The following is a 23,984-nucleotide window of genomic DNA, read 5'->3' as shown; positions in this document are numbered from 1 at the left end:
ACCAGGGCGGGGTGCGCCGGGCCGGATGGGCTTGGCGCACCCCGTTTCTCAGATCTCGGTGGCCCGCTTGCCGACGCCGGCCGTCATCGCGCCGAAGCCCGCGCGCAGGTGCTTGCCGAGGGCGAGGTTCACCACCGGGCTGAGCCAGCCGGCCAGGGTGAACCGCGACTCGTAGCGGCAGCGGTCCGGGCCCAGCGGCACCACGGTGTGCGAGCGCAGGCTGTGCAGGGCGCCCAGCGGAACCGGCTTCATCGCGTAGCTGAACTCCACGCCGGGGGTGTGGGAGCGGATCCATTCGCGCTGTGGGCGGCGGTTGGGGCCGAGCTGCACCCGCATGTCGATCGGTGCGCCCGGCTCCAGCGTGGTGGCCGCCTCGTAGCAGAAGGTGTTCCAGTCGCCGTAGCGGTCGAAATCGGTGAGAACCTTCCACACCGTCTCGGCGGGCACGTCGATTTCGATCGTTTCGTCGATGACAAGGGCCATGCGGGAAAACTAGGACATGTTCTAGTTTTCGGCAAGTGGGTCAGGCCCAGCGCCGCCGTCGTTTGCGCAGCGCGTCGATGATGACCGCGGACGCCGCCGTCACCGCGAACAGCCCGAGCACGGTCCGCGCCAGCGGCCACAGGTTCGGCCGGTCGGCCGGGTCGGTGTCGGCGAAGACGTTCTCCACGACCGGGGCGCCGTACTCCTGCCTGCGCGAGTTCACGTCGACGGCGGTGAACGCGATGTCGGCCATCACCGAGCAGCGGGCCCGGGAGAACTCGTCGTCGCGCAGCTCGCAGGCGGCATGGATGCGCCGGTTCAGCGCCGCGTCCACCGAACGCCGCGCCCACTGGCCCAGCGGCTCGTCGACGCGCTCGGCGTAGCGCAGCATGTCGTAGCCGAGGTCGTGCGCCTTGCACGCCGCCGCGAACTCCGCGGGCAGGGTCACCGGGGAGGAGCAGCTGCCGTTCGGGTTCACCAGCAGCCCGTCCTGGCGGGCCGGGTCGTAGCCGAACTTGTAGCCGAAGTCGCGGGGGATCAGGCCGGTGGCGTCGGGATCGTCGTCGGTGAGCGCGCGGACCACCGCGGCCGCGGCCGCGTTCTCGGTGCCGCCACCGGGGGTGGTGCCCATCGCGCCGGGCGCCGACATCACGACCGCGGCGGCCATGGCCAGGCCCGCGGTACACAGGGCGACCCCGCTGCGGCGGCGATGGGCGACATCGGCCGGGGTACTCGACGCGGAGGCGGCGGAGACTGCGGTACGGGCACGGCAAGCGGCGGGTACCGGGCGAAGCGGGGTTTTCATGGCCTCCGACGGTATGGAGCGGGACCCACCGCGGGCATCCCGCTGCGGACCGGTTCTCGGGGCGCGCGGGCGGGTGACCCGGCGCCGGGGTCACACCAGGGTAGGGGGTGCGATCTCGCTCGTGGGTATGAGGTCCGCTGACCGGACGGTTCGTAGGCTCGAGGCATGTCAGGACACCTGCGCCCGGTGGCGCGCCGCCTCCCCGCCCACACGTGGTTCGACTTCGCGACCGTGGTGGTGGCGCTGATCCTGTACAGCATCGCCTGGCCCACCCTGTTCGTCACCCACGAGGTGCCCGCGCCGATGGCGCCGCTGCTGGCCGGGCTGGCGGTGTTCCCGATCCTGCTGGTGCGGGTCAATCCGGCGCTGGGCTGGGCGGTGTCGGCCGGGTCGGCGCTGCTGATCTCGCTCGGGCTGTCCCCGGCGGCGGGCAACGACCTGCCGTTCCAGGTGGTGCACGTCATCGTGCTGTTCGTGCTGCTGTTCGCGGTGTCGCTGCGGGCGGCGGTGCCGATCATTGTGGTGGCCTGGGCGGCGCAGTCGATGCTGTTCGCCACCACCATGCCGGGCTCGGCGGAGGGGCCGCTGTGGGGCTGGCCGATCGGGTTCGGCGCGCTGGTCCTGGTGGGCTATCTGGTGCGCATCCTGATCGCCTCGCGCCGCAAGCTGCTGCGGCAGGAGGAGGTCACCGAGCTCGAGCGCGCGCGCCGGGCGATCCTGGAGGAGAAGGCGCGCATCGCCCGCGACCTACACGACGTGGTGGCCCACCACATGTCGATGGTGGTGGTACAGGCCCAGACCGCGCCCTACCGGATCGCCGACCTCGACCCGGCCGCCCGCGGGGAGTTCGAGTCCATCGGCGCCACCGCCAGGACCGCGCTCAACGAGATCCGCGGCATGCTCGGCGTGCTGCGCAGCGACGGCCAGCTGCCCGAGCACGCGCCGCAACCCCGCGCCGCCGACATCCCCGAGCTGTGCGCGGCGGCCCAGCGGGCCGGGCTGCCGGTCGAGTGGTCGGTGCGCGGTGACCTCGACACGGTGCCCGAGACGACCGGTCTCACCGTCTACCGGGTGGCGCAGGAATCGCTGGCGAACGCGGCCAGGCACGCGGCGGGCGCGCCGGTGCGGGTCGAGGTGGGCGTGGATCCCGGCCTGGTCACCGTCGTCGTGCGCAACGGGCCGTCGGCGACCGTGCCGCGCCCCGGCTCCGGCGGCGGACACGGCATCGACGGCATGCGCGCCCGGGTCGCCGCGGTGGGCGGCGAACTGCTGGCCGGGCCGACCGCCGACGGCGGTTTCGAGGTCTCGGCGACGCTGCCCGTCGGGTAGACCCCGGGATCCGCGAAAGACTGGGAACCGCCGAGAGTCCGCGTCCTATTAGGGTGGTCGAGTGGCAATAACGGTTCTGATCGCCGACGACCAGGCGATGGTGCGGCAGGGGTTCGGGGCGCTGCTGGCCGCGCAGCCCGACATCAGCGTCGTCGGTGACGCGCCCGACGGCCGGGTCGCGGTGGCCGAGGCCAAGCGGTTGCGGCCCGACGTGGTCCTGATGGACGTGCGGATGCCGGAGATGAACGGACTCGACGCCGCCCGCGCCATCCTCGCGGCCGGCTTCGACCCGCCGGTGCGGGTGCTGATGCTGACCACCTTCGACATCGACGACTACGTCTACGAGGCGCTGAGCCTGGGCGCGAGCGGGTTCCTGCTCAAGGACGCCCCCGCCGAGGAACTGGTGCGCGCGGTGCGCGTCGTCGCCGACGGCGAGGCGCTGCTGGCGCCGACCATCACCCGCCGCCTGATCGCCGATGTCACCCGCAGGCGCACCACCCGTGCCCCCGCCACCCCCGCGCTGTCCGCGCTCACCCCGCGCGAACGCGAGGTGCTCGAACTCGTCGCCAAGGGACTGTCGAACACCGAGATCGCCGAGGCGCTGTTCGTGGCCGAGCAGACCGTGAAAACCCATGTCTCCAAGGTCTTCTCGAAGCTCGGCCTGCGCGATCGGGCGCAGGCGGTGGTGCTCGCCTATGAATCCGGTCTGGTCGTCCCCGGCTGAGCGGGGACGCTCAGCGCGGGCAGACGCCGCCGCGCAGCTCGCCCAGATGCCGCGACAGCAACAGCGCCATCCGGTCCAGCAGCGCGGTGGTGTCGTCGAAGGTGCCCGAATCCGCCTGGGCGGCAAGGGCCACCGCCAGCTGGCCGCTGCCGACGGGGACCAGGCCGAACTGGCGCACGGTGTAGATGCCGGTGTCGTCGTCGGGGCCCCAGCCGCCCTTGAACTCGGTGCCGTCGAGCAGGCCCAGACCCCAGCCCTGCTCCGGGGTGATCTCACCCATCAGCCTGGTGACGATCTCGGTCTCCGGCAGGCAGGGCAGCCGCGAGGCGAACCGGACCTGGTTGGCCAGCGACCATTCGGTGCCGCCGAAGGAGGTGTAGTCGAGCTCGGTGCGCAGGTTCGCCTTGCCGGTGGAGATGTCACCGGCCTCGTCGAGGACCTCCTGCACCGCCTCGGCCGCTTCCTCGCCGTCGCCGAGGGATTCCCACAGCGCGGCGGCGGCGTCGTTGTCCGACACCGTGATCGCGGCCTGGGCCATCTCGAAGATCGACTGGTCCTGGTCGTGGCGCAGCGCGGCCACGGCCAGCGGCACCTTGATGGTGGACCAGGCGATGCCGGTGGTCCAGTCGCCGTAGATCGTCATCCGGCCGCCGCCGACCGGCATCAGCGCCATCCCCACCTGGCCCGGCAGCTGCGACTGCAGCTGGGTGAACTCCGCGGCCAGCGAATCGGGCAGCATGATGGACAGCCCGGGATGCCAGGCGTCCTCGCTGTTCACGGTCACCGTCGGAGCGCTCACCGCGGTCGGTGTGCCGGGCGTGGCACACGCGGTGGACAGTGCGGCCGCAGCCAGCACCACACTCGGCAGCAGCCTGCGCAAGACAGCCGCCGTTCCGGTCGAACTCACCACCGAATCCTCCCCACCACCCACTGCGCGTCGGCGCCCTGCTTCGGCGGTGCAAACTACTCGTCGAGCACGCCCGGACGATACCGGACGCCTGCTGGCAAGTTTCACCGATTTTCGGCGAGAATTCGAATGAACGTGGTCACGCCCGTTTGTGGGTGCCATGCTGGTCCGCCACAGAGGCCGGAAGGGGGTCGCAGTGCTCGACATCGGTGAGGTGTTCGCCGGGTTCACCGTGGAGCGGGTGCTCGGACAGGGCGGCATGGGGACGGTGTACCTGGCCCGGCACCCGCGGCTGGACCGGTTGACCGCGCTCAAGCTGCTCAACCGGGACCTGTTCGCCGACGCCCGCATTCGCGCCCGCTTCGAGCGGGAGGCCGATCTGGCCGCCGGGCTCGACCATCCCGGCATCGTCACCGTCTTCGACCGCGGCGCCGAGGGCGAGCAGCTGTGGATCAGCATGCAGTACGTCGACGGGGTCGACGCCGCGACCGTCGACCCGATGACGCTGCCGCCGGAACGGGCCGTGCAGATCGTCGAGGGGGTCGCCGACGCGCTGGATTACGCGCACGGCAGGGGAGTGCTGCACCGCGACGTGAAGCCGGCCAACATCCTGCTCGCCCGGTCCAGCGGCGGCCAGGGCGAGCGGGTGTTCCTCACCGACTTCGGCATCGCCCGGCTGCGCGCGGACTCCACCCACCTCACCCAGCAGGGCATGTTCACCGCGACCCTGGCCTACGCCTCGCCCGAACAGATGACCGGCGCCGAACTCGACCACCGCTCCGACCAGTACTCCCTGGCCTGTTCGCTGTACTGGCTGCTCACCGGCATCGCCCCCTTCGACTCGCCCGACCCCAACGAGATCATCCGCGGCACCCTCCACCTCAACCCGCCACCCCTGGCCCTGCGCCGCCAAGGCCTACCCCAGGCCCTGGACGCCGTCCTCGCCGCCGCCATGGCCAAACACCCCGCCGCTCGCTTCGACTCCTGCACCGCCTTCACCAAGGCCGCCCGCCAGGCCCTCACCACCAACACCCCACCCGCCCTACCCCGTCCCGTCCCGAACCCACCCGCCTACTACGCCCCCACCTACCCTCCCGCGCCGAGACAGGCTGCGCCCCAAGCACCTTGGCATCCCTCCCAAGCGCCCCCAGTTGCCCCCGTGCCGCCTTACGCGCCGCCCGCCCCATACCCGGGCAGCCCACAGCAACCTGTCGCCGCCCAGCCGCCGAATTTCCCTCCAGCCGGTGGCCGGCCTGGGCCGCAGTCCGCCATCGCCCCTCCACCGAGTGCCCCTCCGGCGGGTGGCCAGCCTGGCCCCCAGTCCGCTGTTGCCTTGCCGTCAGGTGCCGCTCCGGCGGGTGGCCAGCCGGGGTCGCAGTCCGCTGTTGCCCTGCCGCCGGGTGCCGCTCCGGCGGGTGGCCAGCCTGGGCCGCAGTCCGCTGTCGTCCTGCCACCGAGCGCTCCTCCAGCGGGCGTTCAGCCTGGGCCGCAGCATCCTGTGGCACTGCCACCGAGTGCCGCTCCAGGCGGTCACGAGGCCGACCAGCAGCACCCTGTAGCTCAGCCGCCGAGCGTCGCTCCAGCCGATCGCCAGCCTGGGCCGCAATCCTCTGTTGCCCTGCCGCCGAGCGCCGTCCCGGGCGGTGGACAGCCCGGCCCACAGTCGGCTGTTGCCCTGCCGCCGAGTGCCCCTCCAGCGGGTGCGCAGCCTGGTCCACAGCCCCTTGTGTCACAGTCGCCGAGCGCTCAGTCGGATGGGGTGCCGCCCGGCCCGCAGGTCCCAGCCGCGCAGACGCCGGCCGCCGGTCAGCAGCCGCCATCTACCGCTGAACCTGCTGCCGTTCAGTCGCCGGGAGTTCCGTCCTCGGACTCGCAGCGGGCGGGCGATTCACCTGATGCGACACGGCAGTCCGCGGATGGGTCAGTGCCCGGGCAGGCGGCGGATCGGGATGTGGCCGTCGGTGAGAGCGATCCGGGCCGGGGGAGCGGAACGGGGCTCGAGTCCGGGCGACTTCCGCGCGCAGCGGCGGCTGGTGCGGCAGATGCCGTCCGTGCCGGTGATCGCGAGATATCAGCCCACAGAGGTGCTTTCGTCGCCGAGGGCGGGGACATCTCCGATTCGGCCGCGACTGATGTGGTGCCGATGCCGGATTCCGGTCAGCTGGATGCCGCTAACGCGAATGCGGTCACCGAGGTGACGGCGATCGCGGATGCGAGCCCGTCCGGCGGGGCGGTGCTCGGTGCGGAGGATGCCGTCGAAGGTGGGCAATCCGCCGGTCCGGCACCGGAATCGTCGGCACCGGCGGGATCGCCGGTCGACGCCACCGATGATGCGTCGAAGTCCGCGGTCCTCGCGGGCGGCGACTCGGCGCAGCCGCCCGAACATGCCGGTGAGCTCGGCGACGCGGACAGGTTCAAAGGCGACACTGACGCGGACAGGTCCGGAGACGTCGGTGGACCCGTCCCTCCGTCGGAATCCGGTTCGCCGCTTCTCAATCTGGACTTCGAGCCCGGCGGCTCCGCTGAAAAGCACGCGGACGCGGCGCAGTCCGCCCTACCCACATCGGACTCGACGGCGTCCGTCGCCCCACCGCCCACGGACGACCAGCCATCAGCGCGTATATCGCAGCCGGCGGGCGCTCCGCAGCCGGCGGGGGCACCCCAACCCTCGGAGACACCGCAGCCGGGGCCCGCCCAGCAGGCGAGGGTTGCCCCGCAGTCGGCGGTTGCGCCGCAGTCCACGGGCGACCAGCCGCCGGCAGGTATGTCGCCGTCGGCGGGGGCGTCGCAATCGGGGGCCGCCCAGCTGGCGGGGGCTGTGCCGCAGTCGGGGGATGCGCCGCAGTCTTCGGGCGACCGGCCGCCGGCGGGTATGTCGCAACCGGCGGGCGCTCCGCAGTCGGCGGGTGTGCCGCAGTCGGCAGGTGCACAGCTGTCGGGGAACGCGCCGCAAGCGGCAGGTGCGCCGCAGGCCGCAGGCGCTCCGCAGACGGGGGCCACCCCGCAAGGGGCAGTTGCCTCGCAGTCGGCGGGTGTGCCGCAGGCGGAAGCTGCGCCGCAGTTGGCGGGCGGGCCGCAGGTGGCGGCGGCCGCATCGCAGTCGAGGGCCGCTCAGCAGGCGGGCGCTGCGCCGCAGGTGGCAGGCGTGCCGCAGGTGGCGGGTGCGCCGCAACTGCCTGCCCCGCATCCCGGCATGGTGCCGAGTGGGCCGCGGATGCCTCCGCCCGGGGTGGGGCCGCGACCGTGGGGTGCGCCCAAGCGGAAGGTTTCGTGGGGGATTTCGCGGTTGCAGCGGCTGGGGTGGCTGGTGCTGGCGGCGTTGGTGGTGGCTCTGGTGACGTTGCTGGTCGCGCTGATCGTGGTGGTGTTGCCGGATGGCGACGAGGACGAGGCCGCCGCCGAGGGGGCTTCGAAAGGGCCGTCGAGTTCGGCGGTGACGGTGGGGGATTCGTTCGTCCAGAGCAGGCGGGTGTTTCCCACGCTGGTGCCGCAGGGGGCGGTGGCGGAGGGGCTGGGGTATCGGGGTGCGCGGTGTGCGGCGGTGCGTGGGGTGAGTGAGCTGCAGTGGAAAGAGCCCGCGCTGCAGTGGAATCCGATCAGCGCGGGCTGGCAGTGCGAGCGGACCGACAACAATCCGGGGTCGGTGAGTTATCTCGTGCTCGAGTATCCGACCGCGGCGCAGGCGCGGTCGGTGGTGGAGGCGCTGCCGTCGGCGGTGCGGTATCCGGGGGACAAGGACGGGGTGCCGTTCTCGCTGCGCCGCTGGGTGGTGCCCGATCAGGCCAGCAGCCGGATGCAGACCGCCCATCAGGTGGTGAGCTTCCCCGACGACTCCACCCGCGCGAGATACCTGATCGCGGTGAGCCGCCGGGGCAGCAGCGGGCAGGGCGGCGCGCCGCGGCCCACCGCCCAGGACGAGGTGATCGCCTGGTGGGACGACGTGCCACTGTGACGCGGCGAAGCTGACGAAAACCCGCCCGCCGCAGCGTCACCCGACAAGTGACGCCGCGGCGGGCAGGGGCTCAGTCCACCGCCAGTGCCGCCACGATCGGCATCCTGGCCGCGCGCAGGGCGGGCGGAATGGAGCCGAGCAGGGCCAGCCCCAGGGCGATGGCTCCGTAGACCACCAGCAGCGGGCTCGGCCGGTACACGATGTCGATGGTCATCGCGTGCCCGATCGCCACGGTCGCCAGATACTGCACGGCCGCCCCGACGACGAGTCCGATGGCGGCGCCGATGAATCCGATGCCCGCCGCCTCGGCGAGTACCGAGCGCAGCAGGAACTTGCGGTTGGTGCCCATGGCCCGCAACACTCCGAGTTCCCTGCGCCGCTCCAGCACCGACAGCATCAGCGTGTTGAGCAGCGCGACCGTGGCCACCAGGACGACGATCCACAGGATCATGTTGCTCATCGCCGCGCCCTGCTGGACGCTCGACGAGATGGCGTTCACCATGTCGGCGCCGGTGTCGACATGGATCTCCGACGGCACCGCCGCGCGCACCGCGGCCCGGGTGGCGACCGGGTCGGCCCCGGGCGCGAACTCGATCGACAGGATGGTCTCGCCGGGCCGCTGATACCACTCGCGCATCTGGTCCAGGCTCATCATCACCACGCCCGAGATGGCGGTGAAGTACGGAATCACCTGCAGCACCGGCACTTTCTTTTCGCCGGACGGGGTGGGCATGCTGATCTCGTCGCCGACGGACAGCTGCTGGGTGCGCGCCACATCGCGGGTGATCACGACGCCCTCGCCGCGCGCCATCTGGCTGATGACGGCCTTGTCGACCGCGCCGAGGCGGTCGTCCTCCGCGGACGGGGGATAACCCTGCAGCATCACGCGCCCGCCGCCGACGGTCGCGAACGCCATCTGCGCGGGCCGCGCCGCCGCGACGCCGGGAATGGCCGCGACCCGCCCGGCCAGTTCGGGCGGGAGCACCGGTCCGGTCGGGAACTGCTCGACCGGGCTGGCGCTCACATACAGGTCGGTGTCGCCGAGACTCTCGAACGACTTCGTCGCGGAATCGACCATATTGCCCGACGCGCCACCGAGGGCCACCACCGCGGCGACACCGATCATCACCGTCATCGCGGTCGCCCACACCCGGCGCGGCGCCCGCTCCAGGGTGGTGGCGCCGAGCGCACCGGGCGCGCCGAACCAGCGGGCGATCGCGGCGGACCCGCGCACGATCGGGCCGGTCGCCGCGAAGCACAGCAGCACGGCCGCCGCGAACGAGGTCGAGATGGCGCCGAGCGAGACGCGCCCGAGGTCGAGTACCGCCAGCGTGACGGCCACCGCGACGAGGCCCAGGCCACCGGCCAGCGCCGCCCACCGCAGCACCCCGCTCGACGCGGCGTTGTCGCTGGTCTCCACAGGGGCGAGCGCCTCCACCGGGGCCACCTTGTACACCTGCCGCGCCGCGATCGCCGCGGCCAGCACGGTGGCCACCACACACGCCGCGATCGCCACCGGCACCGCGTAGTTCGGCACCAGGAACTCGGTGCGGGCCTCGACCGACTGCACGATGGCCGCGGGCAGGTTCCCGATCGCGAACCGGCCCATCGCCGCGCCGACCACCGCGCCGATCGCACCACCGATCAGGCCCAGACTCGCCGCCTCCACGAGCAGATCGCGCACCATCGGCCCGCGCTGACCGCCGATCGCGCGCAGCAGCGACAGCGTGGGCCTGCGCTGGGCGACGGCCATGCTCATCGCGTTGTAAATCAGGAAGGCCGACACCATCAGCGCCGCCGCCGAGGACATCAGCGTGGAGTAGCGCATGATCTGGATCGCCCCGCCGGCCTGCGCGGTCCGCAGGCTGGGTTCGGCGACCACGGCGCGCCCGTCCACCACGGTGGTGAGTTCGGCGCGCAGCTGCGCCACGTCGGTGCCGGGCGCGGCGAGGATCTGCACCGAGTCGAGCTTGTCGACGCGGTTGAGCAGCAGCTGGGCCAGCGGCAGCGGCGCCGCGACCAGGTGGCCGCCGTTGAGCCGGTTGCTCGCCTCGTCGTCCAGGACAGCCGCCACGGTCGCGGTGCCCCAGCCGATGGGGATACTGTCGCCCTCTTTCAGGCCCATCGCGGCGCCGACCAGCACACCCTTCGGCGTGCTGAGCAGCTTGCTGGTGTACTTGGCCATCGGCGCGTCCAGGTCGCTGCCGAGCGCGGCGATGTTCGCGTCGGCGCCGATCAGCAGGGCCCGGTCCGGGCCCGCGCCGATCGTGCTGCGCAGCATCGGGACGGCCTTGGTGACTCCGGGCGTCGCGGCGATCCGGGTGAGCAACGCCTGGTCGAAGCCGGCGTCGGTGATACCGGTGACCTCGAGGACGCCGTCACCGGCCAGCCCCTGGGTCAGCCGGTCGACCGAGCCGGTGACCGACCCGGAGATGCTGAGCACCGCCACCAGCAGCGCCGCCGACACCGCCATCACCGCGGTGGACAGGAAGGTGCGGCCGAAATGCCGGAACAGTTCGCCGATGTTGAACAGCCGCAACCGATCCCAGGCCGCGATCATGCGTCCACCGTCGTCTGCACGAGGTCGTCGGCGCCGATCTTGCCGTCGTGCAAGGTGATCACCCGATCGCAATGGGCGACCGCGCCCATGTCGTGGGTGACCATCACCACCGAATTGCCCTGGGCGGTGATCTCGCCGAGCAGCGCCAGGATCGACGCGCCGGTCTTGGAATCGAGGTTGCCCGTGGGCTCGTCGGCCAGGATCAGCGGCGGATCCATGATCAGCGCGCGCGCCACCGCGACGCGTTGCATCTGCCCGCCCGACAGCTCGGCGGGCCGGTGCTGGGCCCGGTCACCGAGCCCGACCAGGTCGAGCAGTTCCAGCGCCCGTGGCTTGGCCTTGCGTAATCCGGTGCCGTCCAGCAACTTCGGCACCGCCACGTTCTCCCACGCCGACAGCGTCGGCAGCAGGTTGAAGAACTGGAAGACGAAACCCACCTGCTGCAGCCGGAACGCGGCCTGGCTGTCCTCGTCGAGATCGCCGATCTCGGTGCCGCGGAAGCGAATCGAGCCCTCGTCGGGCCGGTCGAGCGCGCCGAGCAGATGCAGCAGCGTGCTCTTGCCCGAGCCCGACGGGCCGATGATCGAGGTGAACTGGCCCGTCTCGATGCGCAGACTCACCTCGTCGAGCGCGCGCACCTGCTGATCGCCGACGCGGTACTGCTTGACCACCCGCGTCAGCTCCAGCATCGGCGGCTGCGGCGAATCGTTGTCCGGCATGTGATGTCCCCCAAGGGTTTCGGTTGTCGGGAAGTCAGCGCGCGAGGGCGCGGTCACGGGTAGTCTGCACGGTCACGGCGCGCGCGTCGAGAATTGCCCGCAGCGCGGGCTGCTCGGCGGCCAGTTCCAGATAGGCCTCGACCGCCGAATGTCCCTCGATCTCGGCCTGTTCCAGTTTGGCGCGCAGATGGTTGTTCCAGCGGTAGGCCAGGGCGTGCACCAGGCCGTCGGGTCCGCCGAAGAGACGGTCCACGTCGGTGAGTCCGTCGAAGAGGGCGGGGTCGTTCGGGTCGATCGCTGCCCTGGCGAGCACGGTGTGCACGATCTCGGTGCGTCGATGCTGATCGGTCCAGGTCATGGGCTTCACCTTCCGTGAGCGATGCCGCCAACGCTACGGTCGCCGCGCCCGGTATTCGTCGTGCCCGGGACCCGACTTCTTCTCCTACCCCGGTAGGAGGCCGGGCCCGTTCGCGGGACGATGACGGGCCGTATGCCCGGCGGCTAGCCTTACCTCATGGAGGTGAGTCACGCCCTGCCCGCGCACCCAGCGGATCGGCACAGCCGCTGGCGGCGGCTCGCCGACCGGCCGCGAGCCGGGATGCGGCGGGCGCTGGACACGGTGCGTGAACGCATCGAGGCGCTGCCCTACGACTACCCGCCCGCTGTGATCATCGGCGCCGACCTGGCCCTGCTGCTCATCACCGGCGCGGCCGTGCTCCAGCGACACGCCTACTTCCCCAGCCCGCTGCCCCTGGTGGCGATGGCCACCGCCTTCCTGCCCATCCCGCTGTTCGCGATCTTCGGGGTGAAACCGCATCCGGTGCTGCTGAAGGGCTCGGCGCTGCTGTCGTGCGCGCTGTTCCTGGTGCAGCCGGTGGAGGCCGATTTCGCGCCGTTCGTGCTGGTGATCGTCGCGGGTGAGGTGGCGGCGGTCGCGTCCCGCGGGCTGACCGTCGGATTCGCGTTGCTCGCGATCCTCGAACTGGTCGCCTTCGACCTGGCGGGCCACCTGCACTGGGGTGCCACCGGGCAGCGGCTGCAGGGCCTGCCGATGTACGCGCTCGGCATCATTCTCGGCGTCTTCGTCGGGGTGTTGCTGCAGTACCAGCGGCGCTTCCTCTATCAGGAACGTGAGAACCAGGCCATCCGCGCCGGTCACGCGGCCGACGAGGAACGGCGCCGGATCGCGCGCGAGGTGCACGACGTGATCGCGCATTCGCTCTCGATCACCCTGCTGCACCTGACCGCGGCCCGCCGCGCGCTGCAGACCGACGAGGACGTCACCGAGGCGGTCGAAGCCCTCGTCGACGCCGAACGGCTCGGCAGGCAGGCCATGGCCGACATCCGCCGCACCGTCGGCATGCTCGACACCAGTCCCGCCCTGCGCACCCCCGAACCCAGTGCCGCCGACCTCGACGAACTCGTCGGCGACTTCCGCCGCGCCGGCCTCACGGTCGAGTACGCGCGCACCGGCGACCTCGCCGGTGTCGAGGGCACCGTGGGGCACGCGTTGTACCGGATCGGGCAGGAGTCGCTGGCCAATGTCGCCAAGCACGCGCCCGGCCGTCCCGCGACGGTGCGCCTCGACGTCACCGCCGAGGCGGCCACGCTCGTCGTGATCAACGAGATGCCGGCCGGGCCACCCGCGCGCCGCGACACCGGCATGGGCCTGCGCGGCATGCGGAAACGGACCGAGCTGCTCGGCGGGACGATCAGCGCGGGCGCCGCCGACGACGGCTGGACGGTGCGGGCCCGGTTCCCGCTCAAGTCCAGCGCCTGCTCGACCATCACCGCCATACTGCCCGGTCTGCTCAAGAAGCCCCAGGAGGACCTGTGACGGCCGCCGCGCCGATCGACAATCCGGTCACCGTGCTCGTCGTCGACGACCAGGAACTGGTTCGCGGCGGCCTGCGCCGGATCCTGCGCCGTCGCGACGGATTCGTCGTCGGCGAATGCACCGACGGCGACGAGGTGGTGGCCGCGGTCGCCGCCGACCGGCCCGACGTGGTCCTGATGGACCTGCGGATGAAGCGCGTCGGCGGCATCGATGCGACACGGTTGCTGCGCGCCCGGCCCGACGCCCCGCCGGTCCTGGTCCTCACCACCTTCGACGACGACCAGTTGCTCTCCGGTGCCCTGCGCGCCGGCGCCGCGGGCTTCCTGCTCAAGGACTCGCCCGCCGAGGACCTGATCCGCGCGGTGCGCACGGTCGCCGCCGGCGGCGCCTGGCTCGACCCGTCGGTGACCGGGCGCGTACTCACCGCGTACCGGACGGTGAAACCGAGCGGGACCCGCAACGATCGCCGGCTCGCCGATCTCACCGCCCGCGAATACGAAGTGCTCGAGCTGATCGGTCGCGGCCGGGTCAACAGCGAGATCGCCGCCGAGCTCGGTATCTCGGAAGTCACCGTGAAAAGCCACGTAGGGCATATATTCGGCAAGCTGGACCTGCGTGATCGCGCGGCCGCGATCGTGTTCGCGTTTGACCACGGCGTGGTGGCACCGGGAGAATCCTCCTTCTGACGAGCAGGTCTTCGGGCATGCGAGAAGTGGGAGGCGGACGCTGGTGCAGGCACCTGGGTCACGGACGGGGAGCAGGTTCGGCCCGTACGAGTTGCGGTCGATGCTGGGCAAGGGCGGGATGGGCGAGGTCTACGAGGCCTACGACACCGGCAAGGACCGTGTGGTCGCCCTGAAGTTGCTGGCACCGGAACTGGCGCAGGACCCGGCCTATCAGGTCCGGTTCCGGCGCGAGTCGCAGGCCGCCGCGAAGCTGGCCGAGCCGCACGTCATCCCGATCCACGACTGGGGTGTCATCGACGGGGTGCTGTTCATCGACATGCGCCTGGTCCCCGGCACCGATCTGCGCACCGTGCTGCAGGCGGGCGGGCCGCTGAGTCCCGATCGCGCCGTCGCGGTGGTGGAGCAGATCGCCGCCGCCCTCGACGCCGCGCACGCCGGTGGGCTGGTGCACCGCGACGTGAAGCCCGCCAACATCCTGGTGACGCCCGCCGACTTCGCCTACCTCGCCGACTTCGGCATCGCCCACACCGAGGGCGACAGCGCGGTGACCCAGGCGGGCATGGCGATGGGCTCCTACATCTATATGGCGCCGGAACGATTCGACGTCGGCCCCATCTCGAACCGTGCCGACGTGTACTCGCTGGCCTGTGTCCTGCACGAATGCCTCACCGGCGCATCGCCGTTCCCGGCCGCCAGCATGAGCGTGCTGGTGCGCGCGCACCTGTCCGAGATCCCGCCGCGACCCAGCGAGGTCACGCCCGGGCTGCCGGTGACCCTCGACGAGGTCATCGCCCGTGGCATGGCCAAGGATCCCGCCGAGCGGTTCGCCAGCGCGGGGGCGTTGGCGGTGGCGGCGCGCCAGGCGCTGGCCGCGGCCGTCCAGGACGCTCCGCCGATGCGGGCCGCCGGGACCGGCGGTGCGGTGTCCGGGCCGGTCGGGTACGGGCCCGCGGGCACGCCGTTCAGCGCCCCGGGTGCGGTACCTGTCACCGGCGGTGTCGTATCCGCGCCGGTCAGTGGTCGTGGGCCCGCTACGTCCGGTCCGATTCCTGTCGCGGGCGGTTCCGCGTCCGGGCCGGTGGGTGGTCGTGGGCCCGCTACGTCCGGCGCGATTCCTGTTGCCGGTGGTGTGGTTTCCGGGCCCGGTGGTGTTCCGGGCGGCAAGGCGAGCGCGCCCGGTTCGCGGCCGGCCGGCCCGGGTCGCGACGCGGGGGAGACCCTGCGTGCCGCGCCCGGTGGTCCGGCGCGTGGCGGTGCGCGGGGTGCCGATCCGGCGCGGAACACGCCCGCCGGGGCGACGACCGGGGGACGCAAGGTTCCCGGCGAGGACGCGCCGGAGCAGGCGCCGACGCCGACCGGGGAGTTCCGGGTCGTCGGCGCGGTGACCGCGACCGGCGGCATCGAGACCTCCCGCAGCCAGACCACCGCGACCGGCGCCCAGCCGACGCTGATCATCCGTCCGCCCGCCGCCGCGGGCGCACCCGAAACCGCGGGCTTCCACCGGGTTCCGGTCGAGGGCACCGGCGAGGTCTCCATCCCCGCCGTGATCCAGCCGACCGGCCCCGCCGAGATCCGCGCCGCCGACACACATTTCACCCCTCTCCCGTCCGCGGACGCACCCCCGGCCCCCGAACCCCCGCCGGCCTACACCCCCGACCAGGGCCTGCCGAAAATGCGCCCGTTCCCCGACGCGCACCTCTACGACAACGCCACCCCGGGCGCGCCCTCGTCGCCGCAACCCCCTTTCCCGGCCCCGACCGGATTCGCCCCCGACCCCGGCCACACCCCGCCCCGCCTGGACCCCCCATCCGGCCCGATCCCCCAGCGCGGCGCCCCCACCCAGCGCTTCGCGGGTGATCCGGCTGACATGTCCCCAGCCGGCCCCGGTGCCTCCGGCCCGGTCCCGTTCGGCGGTGCGCCCACGCAGCGTTTCGCGGGTGATCCGGCCGGCGTGCCCCTGTCCGGTGCGTCCGGCCCGGTGCCGCTTCGTGGTGCACCCACGCAGCGTTTCGGCGGTGACCCCGCTGACGTCTCCCCGCCCGGCCCCGGCGCGTCCGGCCCGGTGCCGCTTCGTGGTGCACCCACGCAGCGTTTCGGCGGTGATCCGGCGGATCAGGACCCGACTGGTCATGGCCCGTCCAACTCGAGCCCGTTCGGCGGTGCACCGCATTTTGCCGGTGAGTCGGCCGACGTGTTTCAGTCCGGCCATGGCGGATCCGGTCCGGTGCCGCTCAGGGGTGCGCCCACGCAGCGGTTCGATGGCGTGGAGGATCCCGCGTCCTTCTCCGAGCCGAACTCCTACTCGGCTCCCACCTCGCAGTTCGGTGGCGATTCCGCGAGCCCGGACGGCCGATTCGGCTCCGCGCCGGACAGTTTCGGTGATGCGTCGAGTGATTCCGATGCGCGGCAATGGTTCGGGGATGCCGAGGCGGGCTCCGATCCCCGGTTCCCCTCTCCCGCCGGAGGTTTCGGAGACGGGACGGGTCCATCCCCGTTCGGGTCCGACGGCATCCACGCCGGCCCGAACCCGCGATTCGGCAGCGCCGCATCGGGTTCCGGGAATCAGTCGAACGATCCCGCCGCCCGGTCGGCGGCGACCCAGAAGTTCGACGGTGCGCGGTCGGGCCCGGTTCCTCGCCTCGGCGGTCCCGCCGACGGCTTCGACGGGCCGAACTCGGCTGCGACGCAGATGTTCAGTAGTGAACGGGCGTCCTCCGACGACTTCGACGGGCCGAATTCCGCTGCGACGCAGATGTTCAGTGGCGAACAGGCGACCTCCGATCGGTTCGACGACGATGACCGGTTCGCGGCGCCGACCGAGCAGGTCGGGAAGGCGCAGCGGGCCGCGGCGACCCAGGTGTATCGCGGTGGGCCGGAGGCGCAGTTCGGTCCGCCGACCGAGCAGTACGACCCGGCGGGCAGCGATCCGCAGCGGGCGGCCGCGACCCAGATGTACGGGAGCGGGAAGCCGGATGGACTGTTCGGTCCGCCCACCGAGCAGTACGACCCCGTGGCCGATCCGCAGCGGTCCGCGCCGACCCAGCACTACCCGGGCGAGCCGGATCCGCAACGGGCGCAGGCCACGCGGCAGTACCGGGGTGGCGCCGCGCCGTTCCCCGCGCACATGGCGCCCGCGGGCGACCGGTTCGACGATCCGGGGGCGTACTCCCAGTACGACGACCCGAATGCCGCCTACGGCGATCACGCCTACCGCGACCCGGCCTACGCGCAGGACCCCTACGGCCCCGATCCGGCCTACGCCGATCCGGCTTGGCAGCATCAGGATTCGCGGCCCCGTCGCTCCTTCCTGCTCCCGGCGCTGGTCGGCGTGCTGGCCGTGGTGGTCCTCGCCATCGGCGGCGCGATCGGCTGGCGGCTGATGTCGTCGGCGGATTCCGAGCAGACCGCCGCGGCGACCTCCGCGGTGGTGCCCACCGGCTCCGGCGGCGCGGCGCCGACGACCGCCCCGCGCGCGACGACCGCGGCCCCGACCACCTCGGCCGGTCCGGTGTCGCTGCCCGCGGGTGCCCAGCCGTGCGAATCCGCAGGCGCCACCGGTGCTTTCGCCAAGTCTGCGGTGGGCAGCACGGTCACCAGCTGCGGTTTCGCCGAGGCGGTCCGCGCCGCCTACGCGAGCGGCGGCACGAGCACGGCGCCGCGTCCGGTGGTGGCGACGTCCCCGGTGACCGGCCGCACCTACACGATGAACTGCGCCCCCGAGGGCAAGCTCGTCACCTGCACCGGCGGCGAGAACGCCGTGGTCTACGTGTACTGACCGTACCCGGCCGCGGATTCCGGGGGAGCCCGCGGCCGGTGCGCCTACTGCGACTGCCGGATGACCCGCTGGGCCGCGGCCTCGATGTCCGCGTCGCCGGCGGCGCTGAGGTCGAGCACGCCCACCCCGGCGATCCGGTCGGCCAGCGCGTGGTCCTTCTCCTGCAACCGCAGCACGAAATCCTCGGCGACATCGGACTTCCCGGTGCCGTGCCCGAGGACGACGAAGCGCTGCGCACCGATCTCCTCGATCAGCGCGGCGGCGAGCTCGTCGAAATAGCGCAGGTACACCTGGTGGTCGTCGTGCCCGGTGTGCCGTTCGACCGTGCGCAGGTGCCGGGCGGCGGGGTCGGGATTGCGGACGTCGCGTTCGGTGTCCTGTACCCCGGTGGCCGCGAGATCGAAGTCCAGGATGCGGGCACGTTCGGCGTCCATGGCGACCGCGAACAGCGATCCGGTGCCCTGCAGTTCCGGATGATCGGCCAGCAGCTTGCGCGCCTGCTCGATGTTGCCGACGGAGACGCGCCCGTCGTGTGGCCGGTGGAACACCTCGCGGTGCCCGTTCAGCCGGACCGCCAGCCGGTCCCCGGATTCCTGTTCCACCTCGTCGGCCAGGTCCTGCCAGAGGGTCACGAACCGGGACCACTCGAGGTCGCGGGGCGCCGGATGCCCGGTGATCGCCGCCAGCGTCTTGCGGGTATGCGCGTTCACAGTGTGCTCCTCGGCATCAATTCGACCGTGTGACAGTGACTTTCACGCTCTTCATGAGCGGCTGATCGCTTTCGGTGCTGAAGTCGCCGATCGCGCACAGCACGTTCATCTCCGGCATGTAGCCGGCCGCGCAGCCCGGCGGGATGTCGTAGGGCACCACCGTGTACCGGTGCAGCGACCGGGTGGACCCGTCGCGGGCGGTGCTGGTGATGTCGACCTCGTCGAACTCGGCCAGCCCGCGTTCGCGCATGTCCTCGGTGTTCATGAAGATCAGCGTGCGCAGATTCTTCACCCCGCGATAGCGGTCGCTGTCGGAGTAGACGCTGGTGTTCCACTGATCGTGGGAGCGCTGGGTGGCCAGGGTGAGTACGCCGGGTGGGTTGACGGTGTCGGGGAGGGTCACCGTGGCGAATTCGGCCTTGCCCGACGGGGTGAGGAAGATCAGTTCGCGCGCGGGCTGTCGGATCCGGAAGCCCAGCGGCAGCCGGACCCGGCGGTTGTAGTCCTCGAACCCGGGCAGGACTTTCGCCATCACGTCGCGGATGCGGTCGTAGTCCTCGATGTAGTACTCCCACGGCGTCCTGGTCTGCGGCAGTGCGGCTTTCGCGATGCCGGCCAGGATCGCGGGTTCGGACAGCAGATGCGGGGACGCGGGTTTCTTCATGCCCCGCGACATGTGCACCACCGCCATCCCGTTCTCCATCGAGGTGATCTGCGGCCCGCCGCGCTGCTCGTCGCGTTCGGTGCGGCCGATGCACGGCAGGATCAGCGCCCGCTTGCCGTGCACGACATGGCTGCGATTGAGCTTGGTGCTCACATTCACGGTGAACCCGCACTTGCGGTACGCCGCGAAGGTGTAGGCGGCGTCGGGTGCGGCGGCCACGAAATTGCCGCCCATGCCGAGGAAGAACTCCAGCTTGCCCGCCTGCATGGCCTGGATCGTCGAGACCACGTCGTAGCCGTTCGCGCGCGGCGGCTCGATCTTGCAGACCTGCGCCAGGCGGTCCAGGAACTCCGGGCTCGGCTTGTTGTCGATGCCGCAGGTGCGGTTGCCCTGGACGTTGCTGTGCCCGCGCACCGGGGACGGACCGGCGCCCTCGCGGCCGAGATTGCCGCGCATGAGCAGCACGTTGACGATCTCGCGGATGGTGTCCACGCCGTGCTCGTGCTGGGTGATGCCCAGGCACCAGCTGATCACGGTGCGGTCGGAGTCGCAGTAGATCCCCGCGGCCTTGCGGATGTCGCTCTCGCTCAGTCCCGACTGCCGCTGGATCTCGGCCCAGGTGGTGTCCTTCACCTCGCGCACGTAGTCGTCGAAGCCGACGGTGTAGCGCTCGATGAACTCGCGGTCGAGGGCCTTGGGGTCGGTCTCGGCTTCCTCCAGCACATGTTTGGCGATGCCGCGCATCAGCGCGAAGTCGCCGCCGATGCGGACCTGCAGATTGAGGGTGCCGGTCCTGGTGGGGTGGAAGGTGGCCATGGCGGTGAAGTCGTGCGGGATGATCGTGTTGCGCGCGCCCGCCTCGATCAACGGGTTCACGTGCACGATCTGTGCGCCGCGCTTGTACGCCTCGGCCAGGGCGGTGAGCATGCGCGGTGCGTTGGAGGCGGCGTTGATGCCCATCACGAACAGCGCGTCGGCCTTGTCCCAGTCCTCGATGTCGCAGGTGCCCTTGCCGGTGCCCAGTGCGGCCTGCAGCGCGCGCCCGCTGGCCTCGTGACACATGTTGGAACAGTCGGGCAGGTTGTTGGTGCCGAACTCGCGCACCATCAGCTGGTACAGGAACGTGGCTTCGTTGCCGAGCCGGCCGGAGGTGTAGAAGGAGGCCAGATGCGGGTCGGGCAACTCGCGCAGCGCCGTGCCGATCATCTCGAACGCGTCCGGCCAGCTGATCGGCACGTAGTGGTCGGTCTCGGCGTCGTAGACCATCGGGTGGGTGAGCCTGCCCTGGTCCTCCAGGTCGAAGTCGCTCCAGGTGGCCAGCTCGGCGACGGTGTGCGCGGCGAAGAACTCGGGGGTGCACCGCTTGTGGGTCATCTCCCAGGTGACGTGCTTGATGCCGTTCTCGCAGACGTCGAGCACCAGGCCGTCGGTGGCGTCGGGCCACGCGCAGCCGGGACAGTCGAACCCGTGCTTCGGATGGTTCATCTTCAGGATGGCTCTGCTGCCGATGAGCGGCTCGTGTTCCTTCAGCACCATGAACTTGCCGACGGCCAGCGCGGCGCCCCAGCCCGCGGCGGGATGGTGGTAGGGCTTCACCTTCGGGGTGTGCGGACCGTCAGCCATGCCATGTTCCCTTCGCCGAGAAGTACGAAGCCTGTCGGTGCCCGCTTGGGATTCTCTACCGCCGAGGTCACGGACGGGCGTAGGACGGGTCGCGGCCCGCCGACAACGCGCGTGTCGCGGGTGCCGGCCCGCGCGTCCGAGTGTCCGCCTGGTGGCGCCGCGGCGTCCAAGACGAACTTCCGCACCGTCGACAGGCCGCGGTTATCACCGCCGGTGGCGGGCCGAAAACCGGCGCTGACCCGCATTCGGGCGGTTTGACCCGCGCGTGGGCGGCCGGGAACGATGACTCCCGGCCCGGTGATGTTCCCGGGCGCGAGACGTCGGAGGAAAACCCTGTTGCGCGGTATGTCGACCCTGGAGCGCCCGTCGATCCGGCGGCTGACCACCGAGATCGACCATCTGCCCGCCGCCAGGGTGTTCGCCGGACTGGCGGTACCCGGGCTGCTGCTCATCGCCGCCGGCCGCACGGACCTGCTGATCTACGCGGTGTTCGGGTCCTTCACGGGGATGTACGGCTTCGCCGAGTCGAGCCGGCAACGGCTGATCCACCAGAGCGAAGCCGCGATCCTGTTGATCGGCGGGGTCGGCGCGGGCATCCTGCTCGCCCGGCTGCACGCCCCGCCCGCGGTGCTGGTCGGGTCGGTGGCGGCGTACGCCGCGGTCGCCTCGCCGGTGACCGACCGCCTCGGGCTGCGGCCGGAGGGCCCGTTCTTCGGCATCTTCGCCTTCGGCGCCGTCGCGATGGTGGCGGGGCGGGTACCCGATCCCGGTGCGGCCTGGCTGGTCTGCGCGCTCACCGCGGCGCTGTGCGTGCTGGTCGGCTACCTGGACTCCACCCGGCGCGAGCGTCGCGACCGGGCGTGCGCGCCGCGCCTGCCGATCCCGCCGCACCGCGTCGGCCGGGTGTCGACGGTGCAGGCGGGCCGCTACGCGCTGGCGATCTCGCTGGCGGGTGGCATCGGGCTGCTGCTCGGTGTCGGTCACGCGAACTGGGCGATGGCGGGCGCGGCGGTGCCGCTGGCCGCGGCCGACGCGCGCGGCCGGATCAGCCGCGGCGTGCACCGGGTCCTCGGCACCTTCCTCGGCCTGATCGTCACCGCCCCGCTGTTGCTGCCCGGACCGAGCCCGACCGTGCTGGCCCTGGCGATCATCGCGCTGCTGTATCCGACCGAGCTGTTCATGGCCCGCCACTACGCCGTCGCGCTCGGCTTCTTCACCCCGCTGATCATGGCGATGACCGAATTGGCCGATCCGGCCGATCCGCGCACCCTGCTCACCGACCGCGCGGTCGACACCGTGATCGGCGCCGCGGTGGGAATCGCTGTCGCGCTACTGATCCGCGAACCCGCCGCCGGCTTCGCGGCGCAGGTATGCGAACCGATGCATACTGGCGACATGGCTGACGACAACCAGTGGTACTACTGCATCAAGCACCATAAGGCCGAACAGGGCAAGACCTGCTGGTACGGCGACCGGATGGGTCCCTACCCGGACCAGGCCACCGCCGAACGGGCGCTCGAGATCGCCAGGGCCCGCAACAAGGCAGCCGACGCCGAGGACGACTGAGCTGGGTGTTCCGTCAACTCGAGTACTTCGTCGCCCTCGCCCGCGAACGGCACTTCGCCCGCGCGGCCGCGGCCTGTTACGTCTCCCAGCCGGCCCTGTCCGAGGCGATACGCAAACTCGAACGGGAACTGGGAGTGCCGCTGGTCCAGCGCGGGCGAACCTTCGAGGGACTCACCCCGGAGGGGGAGCGGCTCGTGTTGTGGGCCAGGCGGATTCTGGCCGACCGTGACTCGCTCGCGCACGAGGTACACGCGTTGCGGACCGGCCTCACCGGCGCGCTGCGGATCGGGGTGATCCCGGCCGCGTCCGGCACCGTCGCCCTGCTCACCGACCCCTTCTGCACCGCGCATCCGCTGGTGCGGATCCAGCTCGAGACCAGTCTGCGCTCCGGGACCATCGTCGAGCGGATCCGCCGGTTCGAACTCGACGCCGGCATCGTCTACGGCGACGGCGTCGACACCGCGGGCCTGACCCGCACCCCGCTCTACGACGAACGCCAGGTCCTGCTCGCGGGCACCGACCTGCTGGCGGGCCGGTCCGGGACGATCACCTGGTCCGAGGCGCTCGAGCTGCCGATGTGCCTGCTGCACAAAGGCATGCGCGGGCGCGACCTGATCGATGACGCCCTGGTGCCGCGCGGCCTGGTCCCGGCGCCACGGGTGGAGACCGACTCGGTGGTCGCGCTGCTCGCGCACGTGAGCACCGGCCGCTGGGCCTGCGTGCTGCCGCAGCCGTGGCTGTCGATCTTCCCGCCGCCCGCGGGCGTGCGGGTGCTGCGGCTCGACGACCCCGCCGTCACCGCGGGCATCGTGCTGGTCACCCCGGCCGTCGAACCGGGCTCGGTGCTGACCACGGCGCTCGTCGAGACCGCGCGCACGGCCGGACTCGACGACACGCTGCGACGTGCGGCGATGCGGCGCGACGAGTGAGCGCGAAATCGGCGGAACGGGCACTCGCGCTGAGTAGTGTCGGCGGACATGCGGAATCGGTTCGTGCTGTCGGCGGTGCGCCGCCTGGTCGGATCAGTCCTGGCCGGTGCGCTGGTGGCGATGCTCGTCGGCGCGACCGGGCACGTCGCACTCGGCGCGCTGGTCGGCATCACGGTCATGGCGACCTTCTTCGTCATCACGGGCTGGCTGGTGCTGTGGCCCATGGACGCCGAGCAGACCAGGGCGAACGTGAACCGGGAGGACTTCCAGCCGTTCCTCGAGGAGCTGGCGGTGGTCGCCTCGGCGGCGGGCGGCCTGGTCGGCATCGTGATGATCCTGGTGCTCGGCAAATCGGCGGAGGGACACGTCGCCGCGGCGACCGCGCTGGCCGGGGTGTTCGCCTCGTGGGGCGCGGTGCACCTGATGTACGCCGCGCGCTATGCCTTCCACTACTACGAGAAGCCCACGGGCGGTATCGATTTCAACTCCGAGATCCCGCCCGCCTACCGCGACTTCCTCTACTTCAGCTACAACCTCGGGATGACGTACCAGGTCTCCGACACCAGCGTCGCCAGTCCGGTGGTGCGGGCCATCGCGCTGCGGCACTGCCTGCTGTCCTACGCTTTCGGCACGGTCATCCTGGCGACCACGATCAACCTGGTCGTCGGCATCGCCGGCGGTTGAGCGAGGCCACCGCACCACGACCGAGGGGCAC

General features: G+C 71.7%; 17 protein-coding genes. 9 read left to right on the top strand and 8 right to left on the bottom strand.

Features of this window, described 5'->3' with window-relative positions; all coding sequences use genetic code 11:
• Positions 1-48: 48 nt before the first annotated feature.
• Entirely contained in the window at positions 49-483 is a 435-nt protein-coding gene (locus EL493_RS27255; protein WP_019048346.1) for an SRPBCC domain-containing protein, read from the bottom strand.
• A 40-nt stretch (positions 484-523) separates the two neighbouring features.
• Entirely contained in the window at positions 524-1,288 is a 765-nt protein-coding gene (locus EL493_RS27250) for a hypothetical protein (protein ID WP_022565542.1), read from the bottom strand.
• Between the two features lie 165 nt (positions 1,289-1,453).
• Here EL493_RS27250 and EL493_RS27245 point away from each other — a divergent pair, with 165 nt between their 5' ends.
• Both EL493_RS27245 and EL493_RS27240 read left to right on the top strand, forming a co-directional pair.
• Positions 1,454-2,617 carry a sensor histidine kinase gene (locus EL493_RS27245; protein ID WP_051719565.1) on the top strand — a complete coding sequence of 388 codons (1,164 nt, stop codon included), beginning with the start codon at positions 1,454-1,456 and terminating at the stop codon, positions 2,615-2,617.
• A gap of 61 nt (positions 2,618-2,678) precedes the next feature.
• The gene (locus EL493_RS27240; protein ID WP_022565543.1) at positions 2,679-3,341 is read left to right on the top strand and encodes a response regulator; all 663 of its coding nucleotides are present in this window, start codon (positions 2,679-2,681) and stop codon (positions 3,339-3,341) included.
• Positions 3,342-3,351: 10 nt separating this feature from the next.
• Here the strand turns inward: EL493_RS27240 and EL493_RS27235 are convergent, their stop codons facing one another.
• Positions 3,352-4,248, bottom strand: a complete 897-nt coding sequence (locus tag EL493_RS27235) for a serine hydrolase (RefSeq protein WP_174435968.1) — start codon at positions 4,246-4,248, stop codon at positions 3,352-3,354.
• Positions 4,249-4,444: 196 nt separating this feature from the next.
• Here EL493_RS27235 and EL493_RS33355 point away from each other — a divergent pair, with 196 nt between their 5' ends.
• Positions 4,445-8,200 (top strand): serine/threonine-protein kinase, encoded by a 3,756-nt coding sequence (locus EL493_RS33355; protein WP_022565544.1) that lies wholly within the window; start codon positions 4,445-4,447, stop codon positions 8,198-8,200.
• A gap of 70 nt (positions 8,201-8,270) precedes the next feature.
• On the opposite strand, the gene EL493_RS27225 is transcribed toward EL493_RS33355, so the two are convergent.
• From EL493_RS27225 to EL493_RS27215, 3 genes are read right to left on the bottom strand one after another with little or no spacing between them, the layout of a single operon-like run.
• Positions 8,271-10,760, bottom strand: a complete 2,490-nt coding sequence (locus EL493_RS27225; protein ID WP_019048337.1) for an FtsX-like permease family protein — start codon at positions 10,758-10,760, stop codon at positions 8,271-8,273.
• Positions 10,757-11,479, bottom strand: a complete 723-nt coding sequence (locus EL493_RS27220) for an ABC transporter ATP-binding protein (RefSeq protein WP_019048336.1) — start codon at positions 11,477-11,479, stop codon at positions 10,757-10,759. The genes EL493_RS27225 and EL493_RS27220 overlap by 4 nt, the downstream gene beginning before the upstream one ends.
• A 34-nt stretch (positions 11,480-11,513) precedes the next feature.
• Positions 11,514-11,837 carry a hypothetical protein gene (locus EL493_RS27215; RefSeq protein WP_019048335.1) on the bottom strand — a complete coding sequence of 108 codons (324 nt, stop codon included), beginning with the start codon at positions 11,835-11,837 and terminating at the stop codon, positions 11,514-11,516.
• A 156-nt stretch (positions 11,838-11,993) separates the two neighbouring features.
• On the opposite strand from EL493_RS27215, the gene EL493_RS27210 reads away from it, so the two are divergent.
• The 3 genes from EL493_RS27210 (at position 11,994) to EL493_RS33930 (ending at position 17,777) form a co-directional block, all read left to right on the top strand.
• Positions 11,994-13,316, top strand: a complete 1,323-nt coding sequence (locus tag EL493_RS27210; RefSeq protein WP_126405899.1) for a sensor histidine kinase — start codon at positions 11,994-11,996, stop codon at positions 13,314-13,316.
• The gene (locus tag EL493_RS27205; RefSeq protein WP_019048333.1) at positions 13,313-14,002 is read left to right on the top strand and encodes a response regulator; all 690 of its coding nucleotides are present in this window, start codon (positions 13,313-13,315) and stop codon (positions 14,000-14,002) included. The genes EL493_RS27210 and EL493_RS27205 overlap by 4 nt, the downstream gene beginning before the upstream one ends.
• 100 nt (positions 14,003-14,102) lie before the next feature.
• Positions 14,103-17,777 (top strand): serine/threonine-protein kinase, encoded by a 3,675-nt coding sequence (locus tag EL493_RS33930; protein WP_019048332.1) that lies wholly within the window; start codon positions 14,103-14,105, stop codon positions 17,775-17,777.
• Between the two features lie 44 nt (positions 17,778-17,821).
• On the opposite strand, the gene EL493_RS27195 is transcribed toward EL493_RS33930, so the two are convergent.
• Positions 17,822-18,487, bottom strand: a complete 666-nt coding sequence (locus EL493_RS27195; RefSeq protein WP_019048331.1) for a hypothetical protein — start codon at positions 18,485-18,487, stop codon at positions 17,822-17,824.
• Positions 18,488-18,503: 16 nt separating this feature from the next.
• On the bottom strand, positions 18,504-20,774 hold the full coding sequence (locus tag EL493_RS27190; RefSeq protein ID WP_019048330.1) for an FdhF/YdeP family oxidoreductase: 2,271 nt from the start codon (positions 20,772-20,774) through the stop codon (positions 18,504-18,506).
• Positions 20,775-21,119: 345 nt separating this feature from the next.
• On the opposite strand from EL493_RS27190, the gene EL493_RS33780 reads away from it, so the two are divergent.
• From EL493_RS33780 to EL493_RS27175, 3 genes are read left to right on the top strand one after another with little or no spacing between them, the layout of a single operon-like run.
• Positions 21,120-22,340: an FUSC family protein gene (locus tag EL493_RS33780; protein WP_019048329.1), complete on the top strand. Its 1,221-nt coding sequence runs from the start codon at positions 21,120-21,122 to the stop codon at positions 22,338-22,340.
• On the top strand, positions 22,337-23,269 hold the full coding sequence (locus EL493_RS27180) for a LysR family transcriptional regulator (protein ID WP_036836508.1): 933 nt from the start codon (positions 22,337-22,339) through the stop codon (positions 23,267-23,269). The genes EL493_RS33780 and EL493_RS27180 overlap by 4 nt, the downstream gene beginning before the upstream one ends.
• A gap of 48 nt (positions 23,270-23,317) precedes the next feature.
• Entirely contained in the window at positions 23,318-23,953 is a 636-nt protein-coding gene (locus tag EL493_RS27175; RefSeq protein WP_030203299.1) for a DUF1345 domain-containing protein, read from the top strand.
• The last annotated feature ends 31 nt before the right edge of the window (positions 23,954-23,984 follow it).

This window comes from Nocardia asteroides, from assembly GCF_900637185.1.
GTDB lineage: Bacteria > Actinomycetota > Actinomycetes > Mycobacteriales > Mycobacteriaceae > Nocardia > Nocardia asteroides.
The sequence above is the reverse complement of the archived record's forward strand: the minus strand, read 5'-3'. Positions and strand labels throughout refer to the sequence as shown.

Bases quoted from the DNA above. Each gene is read 5' to 3' on its own strand.
- EL493_RS27255 (WP_019048346.1), bottom strand. From the start codon at position 483: ATGGCCCTTGTCATCGACGAAACGATCGAAATCGACGTGCCCGCCGAG.
- EL493_RS27250 (WP_022565542.1), bottom strand. From the start codon at position 1,288: ATGAAAACCCCGCTTCGCCCGGTACCCGCCGCTTGCCGTGCCCGTACC.
- EL493_RS27245 (WP_051719565.1), top strand. From the start codon at position 1,454: ATGTCAGGACACCTGCGCCCGGTGGCGCGCCGCCTCCCCGCCCACACG.
- EL493_RS27225 (WP_019048337.1), bottom strand. From the start codon at position 10,760: ATGATCGCGGCCTGGGATCGGTTGCGGCTGTTCAACATCGGCGAACTG.
- EL493_RS27220 (WP_019048336.1), bottom strand. From the start codon at position 11,479: ATGCCGGACAACGATTCGCCGCAGCCGCCGATGCTGGAGCTGACGCGG.
- EL493_RS27215 (WP_019048335.1), bottom strand. From the start codon at position 11,837: ATGACCTGGACCGATCAGCATCGACGCACCGAGATCGTGCACACCGTG.
- EL493_RS27210 (WP_126405899.1), top strand. From the start codon at position 11,994: ATGGAGGTGAGTCACGCCCTGCCCGCGCACCCAGCGGATCGGCACAGC.
- EL493_RS33930 (WP_019048332.1), top strand. From the start codon at position 14,103: ATGCTGGGCAAGGGCGGGATGGGCGAGGTCTACGAGGCCTACGACACC.
- EL493_RS27190 (WP_019048330.1), bottom strand. From the start codon at position 20,774: ATGGCTGACGGTCCGCACACCCCGAAGGTGAAGCCCTACCACCATCCC.
- EL493_RS33780 (WP_019048329.1), top strand. From the start codon at position 21,120: ATGTCGACCCTGGAGCGCCCGTCGATCCGGCGGCTGACCACCGAGATC.
- EL493_RS27175 (WP_030203299.1), top strand. From the start codon at position 23,318: ATGCGGAATCGGTTCGTGCTGTCGGCGGTGCGCCGCCTGGTCGGATCA.